Below are 17204 nucleotides of genomic sequence, written 5' to 3' on the forward strand. Positions count from 1 at the left end.
CCTTTTTGCGGGGTCCGCCGAGGCAGGAGAGCGACGCGCATGCGGATCGAGAAGCGGTGGGCGCCGACGCCCGAGGAGGCGCAGGGCTTCGATACCGAGGCGCTCAGGAAGGCGTTCCTGGTGGAGAACCTGTTCCGGGCGGGCGAGATCGCGATCGTCGCGACGCATCTCGACCGGCTGATCGTCGGCGGCGCCGTGCCGGACGGCACGCCCCTGACGCTGACGGCTGCCGCCCCCACCGGCACGCCGGGCTTCCTCGACCGGCGCGAGATGGCGGTGGTCAACATCGGCGCCGCCGGCGGCGTCACCGTCGGCGGCACGCGCCATCCCCTCGCCCACCGCGACGTCATCTACATCGGCATGGGCGCCGGCCCGGTGACCTTCGACAGCGACGAGGGGGCGGCGCCGGCGCGGTTCTACTTCGTCAGCGCCCCGGCCCACACGGCCCATCCGACGGTGGCGATCCCGCAGGCCAGCGCGAAGCGCGTCGACCTCGGCACGCCGGAGACGTCGAACCAGCGCTCAATCTTCCAGTTCGTGCATCCGGCGGTCTGCAAGTCGTGCCAGCTCGTCTTCGGCTACACCGCGCTCGCCACCGGTTCGGTGTGGAACACCATGCCGGCGCATGTGCACGACCGGCGTTCGGAGGCGTATCTCTACTTTGCCCTGCCGGAGGCGGCGCGCGTCTTCCATTTCATGGGCGAGCCCGACGAGACCCGCCATCTCGTGCTGAAGAACGAGGAAGGGGCGCTGTCGCCGGGCTGGTCGATCCATTGCGGCGCCGGTACAGCCAACTACACCTTCGTGTGGGCGATGGCGGGCGACAACGTCGACTATACCGACGTCGACCCGGTGGCGATGGAGAGCCTGCGTTGACGATGAGCCTGTTCTCGCTCGCCGGCCGGCGGGCGCTGGTCACCGGTGCCAACACCGGTATCGGCCGAGGCATTTCCGAGGCGCTCGCCGCCGCCGGCGCCACCGTGGTGCTCGCCGGGCGCTCGCCGATGGACGAGACGATGGCGGCGATCACCGCCGCCGGGGGCAAGGCCGCGCCGCTCAGCCTCGAGCTCCGCGAGGTCACTTCCCCCGACGGCGCCGGGGCGGTCTTCGACGCGGCGGTGGGGCTCGTCGGGCCGATCGACATCCTCGTCAACAATGCCGGCATCATCCGCCGCGCCGACGCCGTCGACGTGACGGAGGCCGACTGGGACGCGGTGATGGATTCGAACCTGAAGTCGGCGTTCTTCCTCGCCCAGGCGTTCGGGCGGCGGGTGCTGGCCGAGCCGGGGCGGACGGGCAAGGTGATCAACGTCGCCTCGCTGCTCGCCTTCCAGGGCGGCATCCGCATCGCCGCCTACACCTCGTCGAAGAGCGGCCTCGCCGGGCTGACGCGGCTGCTCGCCTGCGAGTGGGCGGGGCGCGGCATCAACGTCAACGCCATCGCGCCGGGCTATGCCGAGACCAACAACACCGAGGCGCTGCGCGCCGACACCGAGCGCTCGACCGAGATCCTGAAGCGCATCCCGGCCGGGCGCTGGGCGAAGCCCGCCGACTTCGGCGGTGCGGCCGTATTCCTCGCGAGCGAGGCGTCGGACTATGTGCATGGCGCCGTGCTGCCGGTCGACGGCGGCTGGCTGGCGCGGTGAGGAGAACGGCGATGACCGACCACGCGGCCTCGGGCCCCTTCGTCGATGCCGCCGCGGCGGCCTGGACGGACCTCAGCGGCGGCATCCGCCGGCAGTTGCTCACCCATGACGAGCGCATGATGATGGTGCGCGTCGCCTTCGAGCAGGGCGCCGTCGGTGCACTGCACAGCCATCCGCACATACAATGCAGCCTCGTCGAATCGGGCACGTTCGACGTCACGATTTCAGGCGTGACGACGAGGCTGTCCGCCGGGTCGTCGTTCCTGGTGCCGGGCGATGCCGTGCACGGCTGCGTGGCGGTGGAGGCGGGTGCCCTCGTCGACGTGTTCACGCCGCCCAGGGCGGACTTCCTCGGGGACTGACGGGAGAGGCATGACACGCCGGCCGAAGCTCGCGGACAAGGTGATCGAGGCGCTGCGCCAGCGCATCGAGGACGGCGACCTGCGCCCCGGCGACCGGCTACCGACCGAGCCGGCGCTGGTCGAGAGCTTCGGCGTCAGCCGCACGGTGGTGCGCGAGGCGATCGCGGCACTCTCTGCCGACGGTCGGGTGGAGGCGCGCCAGGGCTCGGGCGTCTTCGTGCTCGCGCCCGCCGAGGACCGGCTGACCATCCTCGTGCCGGAGGCGCACGATCGGCTGACGACGGTGCTGAACGTGCTGGAACTGCGCACCGCCATCGAGGTGGAGGCCGCCGCACTCGCCGCCCGCCGCCGCTCGGGCGCGCAGGAGGCGGCGATCCGCGAGGCCTTCGCCGCCTTCGAGGCGGCGATGCGGGGCGGCGGCGGCACGGCTCCGGCGGACTTCGCCTTCCATCTGTCGATCGCCATGGCGACCAACAATCCGCTGTTCCCGCAGTCGCTCGAGACGCTCGGCCACCGCACGATCCCGCGCGACTTCCTCGCGGCGATCGCCGGCGACGCCATCCACGGCCCCGCCTATCTCGCCCGCATCCACGCCGAGCACGCGGCGATCCTGGCGGCGATCGCCGAGGGCGACGGCGACGGCGCCGCATTGGCGATGCGGGCGCACCTGTCGCGCAGCCGCGACCGCTACCAGTTGCTGCTGCAGGCGCATCTGGCGCGCAGCGACGGAGCGGTGGCGGCACCCTCCCCCGGCCGCGGTGCCGACGGACGGCCGACGACGGGCTAGAATGTCACCGAAGCGGGCCGCGGCCAGCGTCCACCACGAGCGAATTGACTCGCGAAGCGCCGGGTCGCAAATTTGGGTGCGACCTTTCTACCGGCGTGCCGTGCCGACCCGCGCGCTGCGGCGCCAAGGTCCAGGTGAACCGCAGAATTCGCAGTTCGGCCGGACGCGCTTATCTCCACTCCGGCTCCCCGATTGATGCGTCGAGCAGGAGTCCGAGATGGCGACCGGCACCGTGAAGTGGTTCAACGTTCAGAAGGGCTACGGCTTCATCCAGCCGAGCGACGGGTCGCGCGACGTGTTCGTGCACATCACCGCGCTGCAGAAGGCCAACATCACCAACCTGATCGAGGGCCAGCAGATCACCTATGATCTCCTGACCGAGCGCGGCAAGACCTCCGCCGGCAACCTCAAGGTCGGGTGAGACGGCGTCCCGTCTCCCGCGAAGGCGGGAGACGGTGCCCGAAGGGCGGATGAGCGCCGCAGAGCGGCGCGGGTTTTGATGCGGCGGCGAGGCTGTTCCGCCCGACTTCGTCGGGCGGCCCTCATCCGGCGCTGCGCGCCACCTTCTCCCCGCCTTCGGCCGGGAGAAGGGGAATTCCCGTCTGGCCGGGTGACGAGCAGGTCGCTCCCGCCACTCCGCCGCTCACGCCACTCTCTCGCTCAGGGCACTCCGACGCTCACGGCAGTCCGCCGCTCAGATCCACTCGGCCGTGCCGGCTCGGTAGATGACGAAGCGGTCCTGGGGAACGTCGAGGTTCGGGATCTCGGCGTTCGGGCGGTCGAGCAGCAGGCCTTCCAGCACGCGCTGGACGCCCCCGTGCGAGACGATCACCGCCGGCCGTTCGACGTGGCGCAGCCAGGCGGCGATGCGCGCCGAGAGCATCGCGTAGCTTTCGCCGCCGGGCGGCACGAAGCTCCATTTGTCGGCCCGCCGCGCCGCTACGCCCGCCGGGTCGCGCAGCTTCAGCTCGGGAATGGTGAAGCCCTCCCACGTGCCGAAGGTCACTTCCTTCAGCTGCGGCTCGAGGCGGTAGGCGGTCGGCGGCAGGCCGGCGGCGTCGCGGACGATCTCCATCGTCTCGCGGGCGCGGCCGAGCGGCGAGGCGATCCAGTCGAGCGTGTCGGGATCGAGGCCAGCGGCCTCCAGATGGTCGGCGAGGACGCGGCCGTTGCGGGCCGCCTGGCCGCGCCCGTGCGGGTTCAGCGGAATGTCCTGCTGACCCTGCAGACGGCTCTCGACGTTCCAGTCGGTCTGGCCGTGGCGGATGTGGATGAGCGTCGGCAAGGTCCGCATCGTCGGTGCTCCCGAGCGGGCCGTTCGGCAGGTGAGGGTGTCGGGCGGAGCCGGCCTCAGTCCTTGACGACCGAGATGTCGGGCGCGTCGACGGCCTTCATGCCGACGACGTGATAGCCCGAATCGACGTGGTGGATCTCGCCGGTGACGGCGCGCGACAGCGGCGACAGCAGGTAGAGCGCTGCGTCGCCGACCTCGTCGATCGAGACAGTGCGCTTCAGCGGCGCGTTGTACTCGTTCCACTTCAGGATGTAGCGGAAGTCGCCGATGCCGGAGGCGGCGAGCGTCTTGATCGGGCCGGCCGAGAGCGCGTTGACGCGGATGCCCTTCGGGCCGAGATCGACGGCGAGATAGCGCACGCTCGCCTCGAGCGCCGCCTTGGCGACGCCCATGACGTTGTAGTGCGGCATCACCTTCTCGGCACCGTAGTAGGTGAGCGTCAGCATCGCGCCGCCGTTCGTCATCAGCTTCTCCGCCCGCTGCGCGATCGCGGTGAAGGAGTAGCAGGAGATCTGCATCGTCTTCGTGAAGTTGTCGGGCGAGGTGTCGACGTAGCGGCCGTCGAGCTCGTCCTTGTCGGAGAACGCCACCGCGTGGACGACGAAATCGAGGCTGCCCCAGTCGGCGGCGAGCGTCTCGAACACGGCGTCGATGGTGGCGGGCTCGGTGACGTCGCAGTGGCCGACGACGCGGGCGCCGAGTTCGGCGGCGAGCGGCTCGACGCGCTTCCTCAAGGCATCGCCCTGGTAGGTGAAGGCGATCTCGGCGCCGTGGGCGGCGAGCGCCCTGGCGATGCCCCAAGCGATGGAGCGGTTGTTGGCGACGCCGATGACGAGGCCCCGCTTACCGCTCATCAGACCTGGATTATCCGCCATGGTGACCGTCTCCGGATCGCCCGCGGCCGGGCGACCGGGGCGCCCCCCTATGGCACGACCCGACGGGCGGCTTCAAGGCGGGGCGGCGTGAGAGGCGGTGGACACGCGCGTTGCGGCCCCCCGGCGAGGGGCCGAGACGACCTTCTCGATCCACGTCGCGAAACGGGCGACGCGGGTATAGACGCCGTACTTGTTGGGCGCGGCGCAGCGCGCGCCCCACGAGGTGACGCCGGCGAGCGCGAAGCCGCCGTCGCCGTCCGGCACCACCAGCGGGCCGCCGCTGTCACCCTGGCAGGAGTCCTTGCCGCCGGCGGCGAAGCCGGCGCACAGCATCTTCACTTTCACTTCGCCGGCGTAGGAGCGCGGGCCGTTGCAGACACGGTTGGTGACGATCGGCACCCGCACCTTGCGCAGGTCGACGGGGAAGCGGTCGCCCTTCACCAGCGTGTCGCCCCAGCCGATGGCGGTGGCGAGCGTGCCGGCCGAGGTGAGAGCCACTTCGTCGGCGAGGGTGACGACCGGCAGTGTCTCGACGTCGACCGGCAGGGCGAGGCGCAGCAGCGCGATGTCGTTTTCGCTGGTGCGCTCGTTGTAGCGGGGGTGGACGACGATGGTGTCGACGTCGACGCGGGTACCGCCGCTCTTCAGGCTGGTGGTGCCGACGAGGATGTCGACCGCGCTCGGCCGTTCGACGCGGCCGTCGAAGACGCAGTGGGCGGCGGTGACCACCCAGCGCGCATCGATGAGGGCGCCGCCGCAGTACTGCGCCTGGAAATTGTTCGAAACGCCACTGTCGAGAAGCGCCACCTGCCACGGGAACTCGCCGGGGGCCGCCTTCTCGCCACCGACGATCTGCGGTGCGGACACGTCGCCGGCCCGGGCCGGGGCGGCCGGAACGGCTAACGCCATCGCCAGTACGAGCGCCGCCATTCCCGCCGCCGGACGGCGTGCATCTGTCATGGTCTGCATGGGACCCCTCCCCGCCGGGCTCGAGCCCGGTCTCATCGCACCTCGCCCGTCATCGGCCGCGCGGCGCGGCGCGTCAACGAACGATGGCGTGTTCTCGGCGCTCCCTGCCCGGCACGGCCGCGGCCGCCGCCGCCGTCAGCGCGCCTCGCTCGGGTCGTCGAGGGGCAGACCGTCCTCGTCGTCGAACATCGGGCCGGCCGCGGCGGCGGCGGCCGCCATCGCCGCGGCAGGCACCACGCCGGGCTGCGTCGGCGGGGCCGCCATCGCCGCCCCCGGCGGCGGCTCGCCGGGGCGGAGCGCCTCGGGGTTGCCGATGAACACGGTGACGTTGCGGTGGGCGAAATGGATGCCCTCGCGCTCGAAAGTCTCGCGGATCTTGGCGTAGACGACGCGCTTGACGACGAACTGGTCGTCCGGCCGCGTCTTGAACTTCAGACGGATGACCATGGCGGAGTCCTCCATCTGGTAGACGCCCTGCGACTTCAGCGGCTCGAGGAACATGTGGCCGATGTCCTCGTCGGCCAGCAGCTCCTTCGACAGCGCCTTGACGACGCGGCTGAGCTTGCTCACCGGCGTGTCGTAGGTGACGCGCACCGGCAGCTTCACGATCACCCAGTCGCGCGAATAGTTGGTGAGGCGCTGAATCTCGCCGAACGGCACGGTGTTGAGCGGGCCGTTCTGGTGGCGCAACTGGAAGGAGCGGATGGAGATCTTCTCCACCGTGCCCTTGGCGGCGCCGATGTCGATGTACTCGCCGAGACGGAAGGCGTCGTCGATCAGGTAGAACATGCCCGAGAACATGTCCTTGATCAGGCTCTGGGCGCCGAAGCCGATGGCGAGGCCGACGACGCCGGCACCGGCGAACAGCGGCGTGATCGGCACGCCGAGCTGCGACAGCGCCATCATCGCGGCGAGGCCGAAGATGGCGAAGAGCAGGAAGTTGCGGACGATCGATAGCAGCGTGCCGAGGCGCGTGTTGGCGCCGATGACGGAGGCGGAGGCGCCGCGGGCCTCCTCCTCCTGGGCCGCCATCCATTCCACCGCGATCTCGCGGTCGAGCCACAGCCTGACCGCCCGGTAGGCGAGCATGGCGACGACGACGATCAGCACGAAGCCGGCGGCATGGCTGACGATGCCGTCGGCGTCGAAGACGTCGACGCCCCACGTCCACAGGATGGCGACGATGGCGCCGACGAAGGTGGCGATGAGGGCGGCGTGCTCGGCGAGGCCGTGCAGGATGTTCGCACGCTCGTAGGCGACCTCGCTGCCGACCGTCTGGGTGACCGCCTCCTCGGCGGCGGGATCGAGGCGGACCGGAGGCGCGTCCGCCCCCCGCAGCGGCGGCACGGCGACGGATGTCGGCACCTTCAGGCTGCGGTCGATCAGCAGCAGCATCACGGCGTGGACCAGCATGGCCACGGCGACGACGGCGAACGGTCCGAACACCGGCATCACCGGGCGCTCGAGGTCGAGCAGCAGGCGCAGCACGGCGACGGTGGAGGCGACGATGATGCCGACGACGACGACGACGTGCCACCACCGCGCGATGACCCGGCGCGCCGGGATCTCGTAGCTCTCGATCGCACCGGTGAGGGCGGCGACGTCGAGGTGGCGTTTGACCGAGAAGACGGCCGCGCACAGCATGACCGCGACGACGGCGATGCCGACGAGGCCGGTGAGGCGGTAGACGGAGCGCGGGAACTCCATCGTCACCATCCACCAGACGATCGCCGCGAACAGCGCGGCGATGGCGGCCGTCACCTCGAGGAGCAGCGCGATCCGCCCGGCGGCGCGGTCGTCGAGCGGCAGGAGGCGGAAGTCGGCGGCGCCGGGGGCGAGTGCGATCGAGACGAGCAGGCGCACGAACAGCACCGCCGCCACCGGCAGCAGGAACACCTGCAGCACCCGGCGGGCCTGGTGGACGTCCTCCGACAGCGCCACCACCACCGCACCGCCAGCGATGAGGAAGAGGGTGATGCCGACAGCCATGCCGAGTGCCCGCAGGAGCAGGTAGGACAACCGGTCGGCGCGATCCTGCGGGTGGGCGATCGGCAGGGCGTCGAGCTTTGCGTGCCCGACCCGGCGCCAGGACAGCATCGCCGCGAAGCCGACCAGGATCGCCGCGACAGCGATCGAGGCCGAGTGACGGATGCGCTCGAAGAAGCCGGCCTCGCGCGCCGTGCGGAGGGTGTCCGGCAATGCCGCGACGTGGCGGGGAATGTTGTCGGCGATGTTGAGGATCGCCTGGCGGACGTGCATCAGCGAGCGCACGAAGGTCTGCGGCGGCTCGGTCTCGGTCGCGGCCGCCGGGGCCGGCGGCGCGATGACGAGCACCGTCGCCCCCTGCTTCTTGGCGGCCTCGACGAGATCGGACAGCGCCTTGGCCGCGGCGGCGTCGGCGGCCTCCGTGGAGGCGGAGTCCGGTGTGGCGGCGTCCGTGGTGCCGCTGTCGGTGGACGTCGTCTGGGCGAGGGCCGGCGTCGCGACGGGGAGCGCCATCGGGCCGGCGGCGAGGAGAACCACCGCCAGCAGCAGGGCGGCCAGCGTCGACAGCGGCCACGACCGGGCCGGCGCGTCGACGCCCGGCGCCTGCTTCCTGCGTTTCCCGTCCCCCGTCACGCCAGTCCCCCATTCGCCCGCCGCCGATCCGCGCGATGCTGATCCCCCCGCCCGGCCGGCGCAAGCGTGGTGCCGCCGGCCACGGCCGCGGCATCGGCGCCGGGGCGATCGTGCGGCGGCGCTGTTGACGGGGCACCGCCCCTCGCCTATCCCGGCGCGTGGCCCGCCCGCCACGCGCTCGTCCGCGCCGCCTTTGCGGCCCGCCGGAGTCCGGAATGCTCCCGAACGCCATTGCGATCACCCCCGCGCTCGTCGCCGAGCACGGGCTGAAGCCCGACGAATATCAGCGCATCCTCGACCTCATCGGACGCGAGCCGACGCTCACCGAGCTCGGCATCTTCTCGGCGATGTGGAACGAGCACTGCTCCTACAAGTCCTCGAAGCGCTGGCTCAGGACGCTGCCGACGACGGGGCCGCGCGTCGTCCACGGACCCGGCGAGAACGCCGGCGTCGTCGACATCGGCGACGGGATGGTGGTCGTCTTCAAGATGGAGAGCCACAACCACCCCTCCTACATCGAGCCTTACCAGGGCGCGACGACGGGGGTGGGCGGGATCCTGCGCGACGTCTTCACGATGGGCGCCCGGCCGATCGCGGCGCTGAACGCGCTGCGCTTCGGCGCGCCGGACCATCCGCGCACCCGCCACCTCGTCTCCGGCGTCGTCGCCGGCATCGGCGGCTACGGCAACTCGTTCGGCGTGCCGACGGTCGGCGGCGAGGTCAACTTCGACCGCCGCTACAACGGCAACTGCCTCGTCAACGCCATGGCCGTCGGCCTCGCCCGCGCCGACGGCATCTTCCTGTCGGCGGCGTCCGGCGTCGGCATGCCGATCGTCTATCTCGGCTCGAAGACCGGCCGCGACGGCATCCACGGCGCGACGATGGCCTCGGCCGAGTTCGACGAGGGCTCGGAGGAGAAGCGGCCGACGGTTCAGGTCGGCGACCCGTTCTCCGAGAAGCTGCTGCTGGAGGCTTGCCTCGAACTGATGGCGTCCGGCGCCGTCATCGCCATCCAGGACATGGGCGCTGCCGGCCTCACCTGTTCGGCGGTGGAGATGGGCGCCAAGGGCGACCTCGGCGTCGAGCTCGACCTCGACCAGGTGCCGTGCCGCGAGGCGCGCATGACGGCCTACGAGATGATGCTCTCGGAGAGCCAGGAGCGCATGCTGATGGTGCTCCGCCCCGAGATGGAGGCCGAGGCGCAGGCGATCTTCCGCAAGTGGGGGCTCGACTTCGCCGTCGTCGGCCACACCACCGACACGCTGCGCTTCGTCGTCCGCCACCAGGGCGAGACGATGGCCGACCTGCCGATCAAGGACCTCGGCGACATGGCTCCGGAGTACGACCGGCCGCACGTCGCCCGGCCGGCGCGCCTGCCGCTCGACCCGGCCACCGTGCCGGCGCCGGCGGATCTCGCCCAGACGCTGCTCGATGTCGTCGGCTCGCCGGACCTCAGCTCGCGCCGCTGGGTGTGGGAGCAGTACGACCACCTGATCCAGGGCAACACCGTGCGCCGCCCCGGCGGCGACGCCGCGGTGGTGCGCATCGACGGCACCTCCCGCGGGCTGGCGATGTCGGTCGACGTGACGCCGCGCTATTGCTACGCGGACCCCTTCGAGGGCGGCAAGCAGGCGGTCGCCGAGTGCTGGCGCAACATCACCGCCTCCGGCGCCCTGCCGATCGCGCTGACCGACAACCTCAATTTCGGCAATCCCGAGAAGCCGGAGATCATGGGCGAGTTCGTCGGCTGCATCCGCGGCATCGGCGAGGCCGCCCGGGCGCTCGACTTCCCGGTCGTCTCCGGGAACGTGTCGCTCTACAACGAGACGCTCGGCGAGGCGATCCTGCCGACGCCGGCGATTGGCGGCGTCGGGCTCCTCGACGACGTTTCCAGGGCCTCGTCCGCGGCCTTCGCCCGCGCCGGCGACGTCGTCTTCCTGGTCGGCGGCCATGGCAGCCACCTCGGCGCCTCGATCTACCTGCGTGACGTGCTCGGCCGTGACGAGGGCCCGCCGCCGCCGGTCGACCTCGAGAAGGAGCGCCGCCACGGCGACTTCGTTCGGGCCGAGATCCGCGCCGGCCGCGCCAGCGCCGTCCACGACCTCTCCGACGGCGGGCTCGCCATCGCGCTCGCCGAGATGGCGATGGCGTCGGGCATCGGCGCCCGCGTCACCGTTCCGGCGCCCGCTCATGTCGCGCTGTTTGCCGAGGACCAGGCGCGCTACGTGGTGACGGTGGCCGCCGGCGACGCTCGCGCCTTCGAGGCTGCCGCCCTCCAGAGCGGGGTGCCGGCTGACCGCCTTGGAGAAACGGGCGGGACGGAGTTGATCCTGCAAGGGGAAATCGCCATATCCGTTGCAAATCTGCGGGCACGGCACGAAGATTGGTTCCCGCGATTCATGCACGGCGAACAGTGAGGACCGACGGATGGCGATGGACGCCCGCGAGATCGAAGCGCTGATCAAGGCGGCGCTTCCGGACGCCCGGGTGGAGATTCGCGATCTCGCCGGTGACGGCGACCACTATGCCGCCGTCGTCGTCTCGTCGAAGTTCGCCGGCAAGACCCGGGTGCAGCAGCACCAGATGGTCTACGAAGCGCTGAAGGGTTCCATGGGCGGCCAGTTGCACGCGCTGGCGCTGCAGACGGCCGCACCAGACGCTTAGAGACCGCGCGCGGTCACGAGAAGGAAGGACAGGGGTCGACGATGGGTGACCGCAAGAAGCCGATGGCTGAGGTATCGGCGGAGGATCTGCACGCGGCGATCTCCACCTTCACGAAGAACGCTGCGGTGTTCACCGACGCCTCGGCCTCCGAGGATGCGGTCAAGCAGGCCGGCCTCGCGATCCGCGAGATCATGCCGACACTGCGCGCGGCCGGGATGATGCGGATCTTCCGCGTGAAGAACGCCAAGCTCCGGCAGTACCTGACGCCCAAGAAGAAGGGCGCCGGGGCGAAGGGTGCCAAGAAGGCGGACGGGGGCGAAGTCGCCGGCTGAGGCCGGCGGATGAGGTTTCCGCGCTGCGGCTCGCCCGCGTGGGCGACCGGGGCCGGCAAAAGCAGGATACGAGCCGATGACTGACGTGAACGCCTTCATCGACAACGAAGTGAAGAGCAACGACGTCGTGCTGTTCATGAAGGGCACGCCGACGTTCCCGCAGTGTGGCTTCTCCGGCCAGGTCGTGCAGATCCTCGACTACGTCGGTGCCCCCTACAAGGGCATCAACGTGCTCGAGGACATGGCCGTGCGCGACGGCATCAAGGCCTACTCGAACTGGCCGACGATCCCGCAGCTCTACGTCAAGGGCGAGTTCGTCGGCGGTTGCGACATCGTCCGCGAGATGTTCCAGGCGGGCGAACTGCAGGACCTGATGAAGTCGAAGGGCATCTCCGTCCGCGAGACGGCGGCCTGACCGGACAGGGATCAGGCTCGGGGCCCGCCCGGGCGACCGGCCGCGGGTATGTGCGAAGTTCTTGACGAGACGCCGTCGGCACCCGCCGGCGGCGTTTCGCGTTCCGCCGCGCCGGCTTGATTCAGGACCGCGCTCGCGTCTGTCCCCGGCTGCGTCGCGCTCGCGTCAGCCGACGGCGCGGCGGCGCGACGGCTCGGCGAGAGCCCCCGCATCGTCCGGGTCGCCGGCGGCCAGCGCGTCGGCGAGGGTGCGGGAATCGAGCACTTCCACCTGGGCCCGGTAGACGTCGGCGAAGGCGCGGCGGACCTGGCAGTTGGCTTCGTCGACGCAATCGGCGCAGCGATCGTAGGCGGTGCGCGACAGGCACGGCAGCGGGGCCACCGGACCGTCGACGATGCGCAGCACCTGGCCGACGGTAATCTGGGTCGGGTGCTTGAGAAGCCGGTAGCCGCCGTTCTTGCCGCGGCGGCTCGAGACGAGGCCGTGGCGCTTCAGGTCGAGCAGGATGTGCTCGAGGAAATTGCGCGGGATCTTCTCGGCGAGCGCGATCTCCTGGATCTGGCGGCCCCCCTCGGCATCTGCCGCGGCGAGCGCGAACAGCGCCTTGAATGCGTACTTCGCCTTCTGCGAGATCATAAAATCACCGACGCGGCCGAATCGGCGCCCGGCGCGCCACAGCCGGATGCTCTTCTAGACGTATTCAAGCCGTTTCACCACAAGGGAATCCCGCTTTTTGTCCGACCGTCATACGGGACGGGCGAAGGAACGCTCCGGTGCCGAGGACCGTTGGCTCGCCATGGAAGCGTTCCAATGTGACCCGGAGAGGGCGATGACAATGAGATCCCGCATCCTGCTGACGGCGGCCGTGTGTGCGCTGTCCCTTCCGGCGGCGGTCGGCGCCAGCGCCCAGGACGCCGCCGAGGAGGGTAAGCTGCTGTTCAACAACGCCTGCCGGACGTGCCACTCGGTGAACGAGGGCGACAACCGGCTGGGGCCGTCGCTCCATGGCATCGTCGGACGGCCCTCCGGCGCGATGGAGCGGGTGAACTATTCCTCCGCCCTCGCCAATGGCGCCGTGACGTTCGACGAGGCCACCCTCGACCGTTTCATCGAGAACCCCGACGCCGTGGCATCGGGGCACGGGATGAAGCCGTTCGGCGGCATCCGTTCGCCCGAGGAGAGAGCGGCGATCATCGCGTTCCTGAAGTCGCCGTCCTGAGGCAGGCGCCTGCGTTCGCTGGACGGCGGTGCCAACCCAGGCCGCCAACCTGCTGAGACGAGGGTGGCCCCGTCCCGCCTCAGGCTCCGGCGAGTTCCGCGACGATCGCGCGCGCAGCCGCACGGCGGTCCGGCGCGCCGAGGATCGGCCTGCCCACCACGATCATGTCGGCCCCGGAGCGGATCGCGTCCGCCGGCGTCGCCACGCGCTTCTGGTCGCCCGCGGCCGAGCCGGCCGGCCTGACGCCCGGCGTCACCAGCAACACGTCCGGACCGACCAGCGCCCTGAGCGCGCCGACCTCGCGCGGCGAGCAGACGATGCCTTCGACGCCGGCGGCTTTCGCCTGGGCGGCGCGCATCGCCACCGTCTCGGCGACGCCGGCGCGGTAGCCGGCTTCCGAGAGGTCGGCATCGTTGAAAGCGGTCAGCACGGTGACGGCGAGCAGTGCCAGCGGTGCGTCGCCGCGGGCGGCGACCGCCGCGGCCATCGTCTTCGGATAGGCGTGCAGCGTCAGGAAGGTGGCGCCGACCGACAGGATCGAGCGCACCGCGCCGGCGACCGTGTTGTCGATGTCGTGCAGCTTGCCGTCGAGGAAGACGCGCTTGCCGGAGGCGGCGAGCTCGCGGGCGAACTCGACACCGCCGGCATAGATCAGCTCGAGGCCGACCTTGTAGACGCCGACGTCGCCCTCGGTCTCGGCGACGACGGCGCGCGCCTCGGCGACGGTCGGCACGTCGAGGGCGAGGATCAGGCGGTCGACGGGCGAGCGGGGGCGCATGCGGGGCCTTTCGCGGCGGCGGTCGGGACGGCGCTCACAGCTTGCGCAGCGAGACGCTCTCGATGGCGTGGTTCTCGCCCTTGGCGAGGATGAGGTCGGCGCGCGGACGGGTGGGAAGGATGTTGTCGCGCAGGTTGACGAGGTTGATGCGCCGCCAGAGACCCTCGGCGATGCGCAGCGCCTCCTCCTCGGAGACCTCGGCGAAGCCGTGGAAATAGGAGCGCGGGTCGCGGAAGCGCGTGGTCTTCAGGCGCATGAAGCGCTCGATGTACCAGCGGTGGATCACCGCCTCGTCGGCATCGATGTAGATCGAGAAGTCGAAGAAGTCGGAGACGAAGGGGATCGCCTTGGCGTCCTTCGGCGGCGAGCGCGTCTGCAGGACGTTGAGACCCTCGACGATGAGGATGTCGGGCTCCTCGATCGTCACCGTCTCGCCCGGCACGACGTCGTAGACGAGGTGGGAATAGACGGGGGCGGAGACGCGCGGCCGGCCGGACTTCACATCGGTGAGGAAGCCGAGCAGCGCCGGCAGGTCGTAGCTTTCCGGGAAGCCCTTGCGCTCCATCAGGCCTTCCGCCTCGAGCACGGCGTTGGGCAGGAGGAAGCCGTCGGTGGTGACGAGGGCGACGCGCGGGCTCGACGGCCAGCGGGCGAGCAGCGCCTGCAGCACGCGGGCGGTGGTCGACTTGCCGACGGCGACCGATCCGGCGATGCCGATGACGAAGGGGATGCGGATGTTGTCGTCGCCGAGGAAGCGCTCGGTGGCGGCATGCAGGCCCTGCATCGCCTCGACATAGAAGGAGAGCAGCCGCGACAGCGGCAGGTAGATGCTCTCCACCTGGTCGAGCGAGACGGGATCGTTGAGGCTCTGCAGCCGCTCGACCTCGTCCTTCGACAGCGTCATCGGCGCATCGGCGCGCAGCCGCGCCCACTCGCCCTCGGTGAAGACGCGATAGGGCGAGAGCGCCCGCGGGGTCGTGGTATCCATCGTTCGGCGCGGCATTCCGTTCTGCGGGGCGCGAGAGCCGCGTCCACGAGGCCCGGCGGCGAGACGGACGGTCTCGCACGCGATGGGCCGCACTTGGTGAACCGGACTTGGGTGATCAGTCCTTCGGACGCGAAGCCTTCTCGTCGAGGCCGGTGACGGCCGTGCGCCGTTCCAGTTCGGCATAGACGTCGGCGAGGGGGACGCCCGTCGCATGCAGCAGAACGACGAGATGATAGAGAACATCGGCGGCTTCGCCGCGCAAGTCGTCCGTTCGGCCGAGCGCGCCGGCGAGCGCGGCCTCCACCGCCTCCTCGCCGAGCTTCTTGGCGATCTGCGGCACGCCCTTGCGGATCAGCTTGGCGGTGTAGGACGACGGGTCGCCGCTCGTCGCGCGGCGGGCGACGATTTCAGCGAGATCGTCGAGGGTGAAGGTCGAGGTCGGGCTCGTCGTCATGGGCTTCACGCGTCTAGCCGCACGGGGATGCCGGCGGCGCCGAGCCGCTCCTTCGCCTCGTGGATCGTGTGGGTGCCGAAGTGGAAGATCGAGGCGGCGAGCACCGCCGAGGCGTGCCCCTCGCGGACGCCTTCGACGAGGTGATCGAGCGTGCCGACGCCGCCGGACGCGACGACGGGGACGGGCACGCGGTCGGAGACGGCTCGCACCAGTTCGCAGTCGTAACCGGCCTTGGTGCCGTCGCGGTCCATCGAGGTGAGCAGGATCTCGCCGGCGCCGAGCGACACCACCTCGGCGGCGAACTCGACCGCGTCGATGCCGGTCGGCGTGCGGCCGCCGTGGGTGAAGATTTCCCAGCGCGGCGGCTCGCCCGGCGCCGACACGCGCTTGGCGTCGATCGCCACGACGATGCACTGGTCGCCGAACTTCTCCGCCGCGCGCCGGACGAAGCCGCGGTCGTTCACGGCGGCGGTGTTGATCGACACCTTGTCGGCACCGGCGAGCAGCAGCTGGCGGATATCGTCGACGGTGCGCACGCCGCCGCCGACGGTGAGCGGCATGAAGCACTGCTCGGCGGTGCGGCGAACGACGTCGAGGAGGATGCCGCGCTGCTCGTGGCTCGCGGTGATGTCGAGGAAGGTGAGTTCGTCGGCACCGGCCGCGTCGTAGGCCTTCGCCGCCTCGACGGGGTCGCCGGCGTCGACGAGGTCGACGAACTGCACGCCCTTGACGACACGGCCGCCCTTGACGTCGAGGCAGGGGATCACGCGGATCTTCAGGGTCATGGCGCACCCGTCGGCCGGCGGCGGACGGGTGCGCCGCGGCAACGCTGCACTCTCAAGCCGATTTCGGCGCAAAGGTCAAAGCCGGCGCGCGGCCGCGGCGTTGACACGGCGGCGGCCGACGGGCCTGCTGGGCCGGTCCGACACCGCCGGGGGGCGCCGATGACGATGAATTCCACGCCACCTGCGACCGCTGCCGGCGGCGAACCGGCGACCGACCCGCGGCTGCGGATCGCCGTGGAGGCGCCGATCGGCTGGCTGATCGTCGACCATCCGGAGCGGCGCAACGCCGTGTCGCTGGCGATGTGGAAGGCGCTGCCGGCGCTCGTCGCCGCGCTTGACGCAGAGCCTGCCGTGCGCGTCATCGTGCTCGCCGGCGGCGGCGAGCAGGCGTTTGTGTCCGGCGCCGACATCGCCGAGTTCGCCGAGGTGCGGCGGGATGCGGCGAGCGCACGCGCCTACGAGGACGTCAACGAGGCGGCGTTCGCAGCGCTGCGGATGGCCGCCAAGCCGACGGTGGCGATGATCCGGGGGCCGTGCTTCGGCGGCGGCGTCGGGCTGGCGGCGGCTTGTGATCTCAGGATCGCCGCCGACGACGCTGTGTTCTCGATCCCGGCTGCGAAGCTCGGCATCGCCTATCCGCCGCCGGCGATCGCCGACGTGGTGGCCCTCGTCGGCGCCTCGCGGGCGAAGGACATGTTCTTCACCGCCCGCCGCCTCGACCACGCCGAGGCGCTGGCGATCGGGCTCGTCGACCGCGTGGTGCCGGCGGCGGACCTGCGGACGGAGACGCTGGCACTCGCGGAAACCATCGCCGCCAACGCGCCGCTGACGATCGCGGCGGCGAAGACGGCGATCGCCGCCGCCGTGTCGGCCGATCCCGCGGCGGCCGCGCGGGCGCGGGCAGCGGCAGAAGCGTGCTTCTCCTCGACCGACTTCGCCGAGGGCCGCGATGCCTTCCTCGCCAAGCGGACACCGCGCTTCGAGGGCCGCTGAGGATAGCCGGCTTGCGGTCGCGCT

The 17204-nt window shown here is 71.0% G+C and carries 20 protein-coding genes; 11 read left to right on the forward strand and 9 right to left on the reverse strand.

The genetic code is table 11. From position 1 onward, the window contains the following. The first annotated feature begins 39 nt into the window (after positions 1-39). The 5 genes from kduI to RUR49_RS11995 all read left to right on the forward strand — a co-directional run bounded on the left by kduI (position 40) and on the right by RUR49_RS11995 (position 3216). Positions 40-876: a 5-dehydro-4-deoxy-D-glucuronate isomerase gene (gene kduI, locus RUR49_RS11975; protein WP_409146612.1), complete on the forward strand. Its 837-nt coding sequence runs from the start codon at positions 40-42 to the stop codon at positions 874-876. Between the two features lie 2 nt (positions 877-878). After that, a complete protein-coding gene (gene kduD / locus RUR49_RS11980) occupies positions 879-1646 on the forward strand; it encodes a 2-dehydro-3-deoxy-D-gluconate 5-dehydrogenase KduD (protein WP_409147131.1) in 768 nt (255 codons plus the stop codon). Between the two features lie 11 nt (positions 1647-1657). Beyond that, positions 1658-2008 (forward strand): cupin domain-containing protein, encoded by a 351-nt coding sequence (locus tag RUR49_RS11985; protein WP_409146613.1) that lies wholly within the window; start codon positions 1658-1660, stop codon positions 2006-2008. Positions 2009-2018: 10 nt separating this feature from the next. Beyond that, complete coding sequence (locus tag RUR49_RS11990) at positions 2019-2795, forward strand: FadR/GntR family transcriptional regulator (RefSeq protein ID WP_409146614.1); 777 nt, start codon at positions 2019-2021, stop codon at positions 2793-2795. Between the two features lie 217 nt (positions 2796-3012). Next, the gene (locus RUR49_RS11995; RefSeq protein WP_409146615.1) at positions 3013-3216 is read left to right on the forward strand and encodes a cold-shock protein; all 204 of its coding nucleotides are present in this window, start codon (positions 3013-3015) and stop codon (positions 3214-3216) included. A gap of 273 nt (positions 3217-3489) precedes the next feature. Here the strand turns inward: RUR49_RS11995 and RUR49_RS12000 are convergent, their stop codons facing one another. From RUR49_RS12000 to RUR49_RS12015, 4 genes are all read right to left on the reverse strand, one after another. Then, the gene (locus tag RUR49_RS12000) at positions 3490-4089 is read right to left on the reverse strand and encodes a histidine phosphatase family protein (RefSeq protein WP_409146616.1); all 600 of its coding nucleotides are present in this window, start codon (positions 4087-4089) and stop codon (positions 3490-3492) included. Between the two features lie 56 nt (positions 4090-4145). After that, on the reverse strand, positions 4146-4964 hold the full coding sequence (fabI, locus tag RUR49_RS12005) for an enoyl-ACP reductase FabI (RefSeq protein WP_409146617.1): 819 nt from the start codon (positions 4962-4964) through the stop codon (positions 4146-4148). A 72-nt stretch (positions 4965-5036) separates the two neighbouring features. Then, positions 5037-5933: a serine protease gene (locus tag RUR49_RS12010; protein WP_409146618.1), complete on the reverse strand. Its 897-nt coding sequence runs from the start codon at positions 5931-5933 to the stop codon at positions 5037-5039. 135 nt (positions 5934-6068) lie between these two features. Next, complete coding sequence (locus tag RUR49_RS12015) at positions 6069-8552, reverse strand: mechanosensitive ion channel family protein (protein WP_409146619.1); 2484 nt, start codon at positions 8550-8552, stop codon at positions 6069-6071. 215 nt (positions 8553-8767) lie between these two features. On the opposite strand from RUR49_RS12015, the gene purL reads away from it, so the two are divergent. The 4 genes from purL to grxD all read left to right on the forward strand — a co-directional run bounded on the left by purL (position 8768) and on the right by grxD (position 11963). Continuing rightward, positions 8768-10969 (forward strand): phosphoribosylformylglycinamidine synthase subunit PurL, encoded by a 2202-nt coding sequence (gene purL, locus RUR49_RS12020; RefSeq protein ID WP_409146620.1) that lies wholly within the window; start codon positions 8768-8770, stop codon positions 10967-10969. 10 nt (positions 10970-10979) lie between these two features. Next, positions 10980-11216 carry a BolA family protein gene (locus RUR49_RS12025; protein WP_409146621.1) on the forward strand — a complete coding sequence of 79 codons (237 nt, stop codon included), beginning with the start codon at positions 10980-10982 and terminating at the stop codon, positions 11214-11216. Positions 11217-11257: 41 nt separating this feature from the next. After that, a complete protein-coding gene (locus tag RUR49_RS12030; RefSeq protein WP_409146622.1) occupies positions 11258-11548 on the forward strand; it encodes a hypothetical protein in 291 nt (96 codons plus the stop codon). Positions 11549-11624: 76 nt separating this feature from the next. Then, positions 11625-11963 (forward strand): Grx4 family monothiol glutaredoxin, encoded by a 339-nt coding sequence (gene grxD / locus RUR49_RS12035; protein ID WP_409146623.1) that lies wholly within the window; start codon positions 11625-11627, stop codon positions 11961-11963. Between the two features lie 165 nt (positions 11964-12128). On the opposite strand, the gene RUR49_RS12040 is transcribed toward grxD, so the two are convergent. Beyond that, positions 12129-12599: an RrF2 family transcriptional regulator gene (locus RUR49_RS12040; protein WP_409146624.1), complete on the reverse strand. Its 471-nt coding sequence runs from the start codon at positions 12597-12599 to the stop codon at positions 12129-12131. 193 nt (positions 12600-12792) lie between these two features. On the opposite strand from RUR49_RS12040, the gene RUR49_RS12045 reads away from it, so the two are divergent. Then, complete coding sequence (locus tag RUR49_RS12045) at positions 12793-13182, forward strand: c-type cytochrome (protein ID WP_409146625.1); 390 nt, start codon at positions 12793-12795, stop codon at positions 13180-13182. 79 nt (positions 13183-13261) lie between these two features. Here the strand turns inward: RUR49_RS12045 and pyrF are convergent, their stop codons facing one another. The 4 genes from pyrF to hisF all read right to left on the reverse strand — a co-directional run bounded on the left by pyrF (position 13262) and on the right by hisF (position 16187). Further along, complete coding sequence (gene pyrF, locus RUR49_RS12050; RefSeq protein WP_409146626.1) at positions 13262-13960, reverse strand: orotidine-5'-phosphate decarboxylase; 699 nt, start codon at positions 13958-13960, stop codon at positions 13262-13264. Between the two features lie 34 nt (positions 13961-13994). Next, a complete protein-coding gene (coaA, locus tag RUR49_RS12055; RefSeq protein ID WP_409146627.1) occupies positions 13995-14948 on the reverse strand; it encodes a type I pantothenate kinase in 954 nt (317 codons plus the stop codon). A gap of 115 nt (positions 14949-15063) precedes the next feature. Continuing rightward, a complete protein-coding gene (locus RUR49_RS12060; RefSeq protein ID WP_409146628.1) occupies positions 15064-15402 on the reverse strand; it encodes a phosphoribosyl-ATP diphosphatase in 339 nt (112 codons plus the stop codon). A 5-nt stretch (positions 15403-15407) separates the two neighbouring features. Next, positions 15408-16187: an imidazole glycerol phosphate synthase subunit HisF gene (gene hisF, locus RUR49_RS12065; RefSeq protein ID WP_409146629.1), complete on the reverse strand. Its 780-nt coding sequence runs from the start codon at positions 16185-16187 to the stop codon at positions 15408-15410. 159 nt (positions 16188-16346) lie between these two features. Here hisF and RUR49_RS12070 point away from each other — a divergent pair, with 159 nt between their 5' ends. Further along, entirely contained in the window at positions 16347-17180 is an 834-nt protein-coding gene (locus RUR49_RS12070; protein WP_409146630.1) for an enoyl-CoA hydratase, read from the forward strand. The last annotated feature ends 24 nt before the right edge of the window (positions 17181-17204 follow it).

This window comes from Pseudoxanthobacter sp. M-2 (assembly GCF_046156265.1).
Lineage (GTDB): Bacteria > Pseudomonadota > Alphaproteobacteria > Rhizobiales > Segnochrobactraceae > CAMDHY01.

Excerpts from the sequence above, each read along its gene's own strand:
- RUR49_RS12040 (WP_409146624.1), bottom strand. The coding sequence starts at position 12,599 with ATGATCTCGCAGAAGGCGAAGTACGCATTCAAGGCGCTGTTCGCGCTC.
- RUR49_RS12000 (WP_409146616.1), bottom strand. The coding sequence starts at position 4,089 with ATGCGGACCTTGCCGACGCTCATCCACATCCGCCACGGCCAGACCGAC.
- RUR49_RS12010 (WP_409146618.1), bottom strand. The coding sequence starts at position 5,933 with ATGCAGACCATGACAGATGCACGCCGTCCGGCGGCGGGAATGGCGGCG.
- RUR49_RS12025 (WP_409146621.1), top strand. The coding sequence starts at position 10,980 with ATGGCGATGGACGCCCGCGAGATCGAAGCGCTGATCAAGGCGGCGCTT.
- hisF (WP_409146629.1), bottom strand. The coding sequence starts at position 16,187 with ATGACCCTGAAGATCCGCGTGATCCCCTGCCTCGACGTCAAGGGCGGC.
- coaA (WP_409146627.1), bottom strand. The coding sequence starts at position 14,948 with ATGGATACCACGACCCCGCGGGCGCTCTCGCCCTATCGCGTCTTCACC.
- RUR49_RS12045 (WP_409146625.1), top strand. The coding sequence starts at position 12,793 with ATGACAATGAGATCCCGCATCCTGCTGACGGCGGCCGTGTGTGCGCTG.
- RUR49_RS12070 (WP_409146630.1), top strand. The coding sequence starts at position 16,347 with ATGACGATGAATTCCACGCCACCTGCGACCGCTGCCGGCGGCGAACCG.
- RUR49_RS11995 (WP_409146615.1), top strand. The coding sequence starts at position 3,013 with ATGGCGACCGGCACCGTGAAGTGGTTCAACGTTCAGAAGGGCTACGGC.
- RUR49_RS11990 (WP_409146614.1), top strand. The coding sequence starts at position 2,019 with ATGACACGCCGGCCGAAGCTCGCGGACAAGGTGATCGAGGCGCTGCGC.
- purL (WP_409146620.1), top strand. The coding sequence starts at position 8,768 with ATGCTCCCGAACGCCATTGCGATCACCCCCGCGCTCGTCGCCGAGCAC.
- pyrF (WP_409146626.1), bottom strand. The coding sequence starts at position 13,960 with ATGCGCCCCCGCTCGCCCGTCGACCGCCTGATCCTCGCCCTCGACGTG.
- RUR49_RS12060 (WP_409146628.1), bottom strand. The coding sequence starts at position 15,402 with ATGACGACGAGCCCGACCTCGACCTTCACCCTCGACGATCTCGCTGAA.
- kduD (WP_409147131.1), top strand. The coding sequence starts at position 879 with ATGAGCCTGTTCTCGCTCGCCGGCCGGCGGGCGCTGGTCACCGGTGCC.
- fabI (WP_409146617.1), bottom strand. The coding sequence starts at position 4,964 with ATGGCGGATAATCCAGGTCTGATGAGCGGTAAGCGGGGCCTCGTCATC.
- kduI (WP_409146612.1), top strand. The coding sequence starts at position 40 with ATGCGGATCGAGAAGCGGTGGGCGCCGACGCCCGAGGAGGCGCAGGGC.
- RUR49_RS11985 (WP_409146613.1), top strand. The coding sequence starts at position 1,658 with ATGACCGACCACGCGGCCTCGGGCCCCTTCGTCGATGCCGCCGCGGCG.
- grxD (WP_409146623.1), top strand. The coding sequence starts at position 11,625 with ATGACTGACGTGAACGCCTTCATCGACAACGAAGTGAAGAGCAACGAC.
- RUR49_RS12030 (WP_409146622.1), top strand. The coding sequence starts at position 11,258 with ATGGGTGACCGCAAGAAGCCGATGGCTGAGGTATCGGCGGAGGATCTG.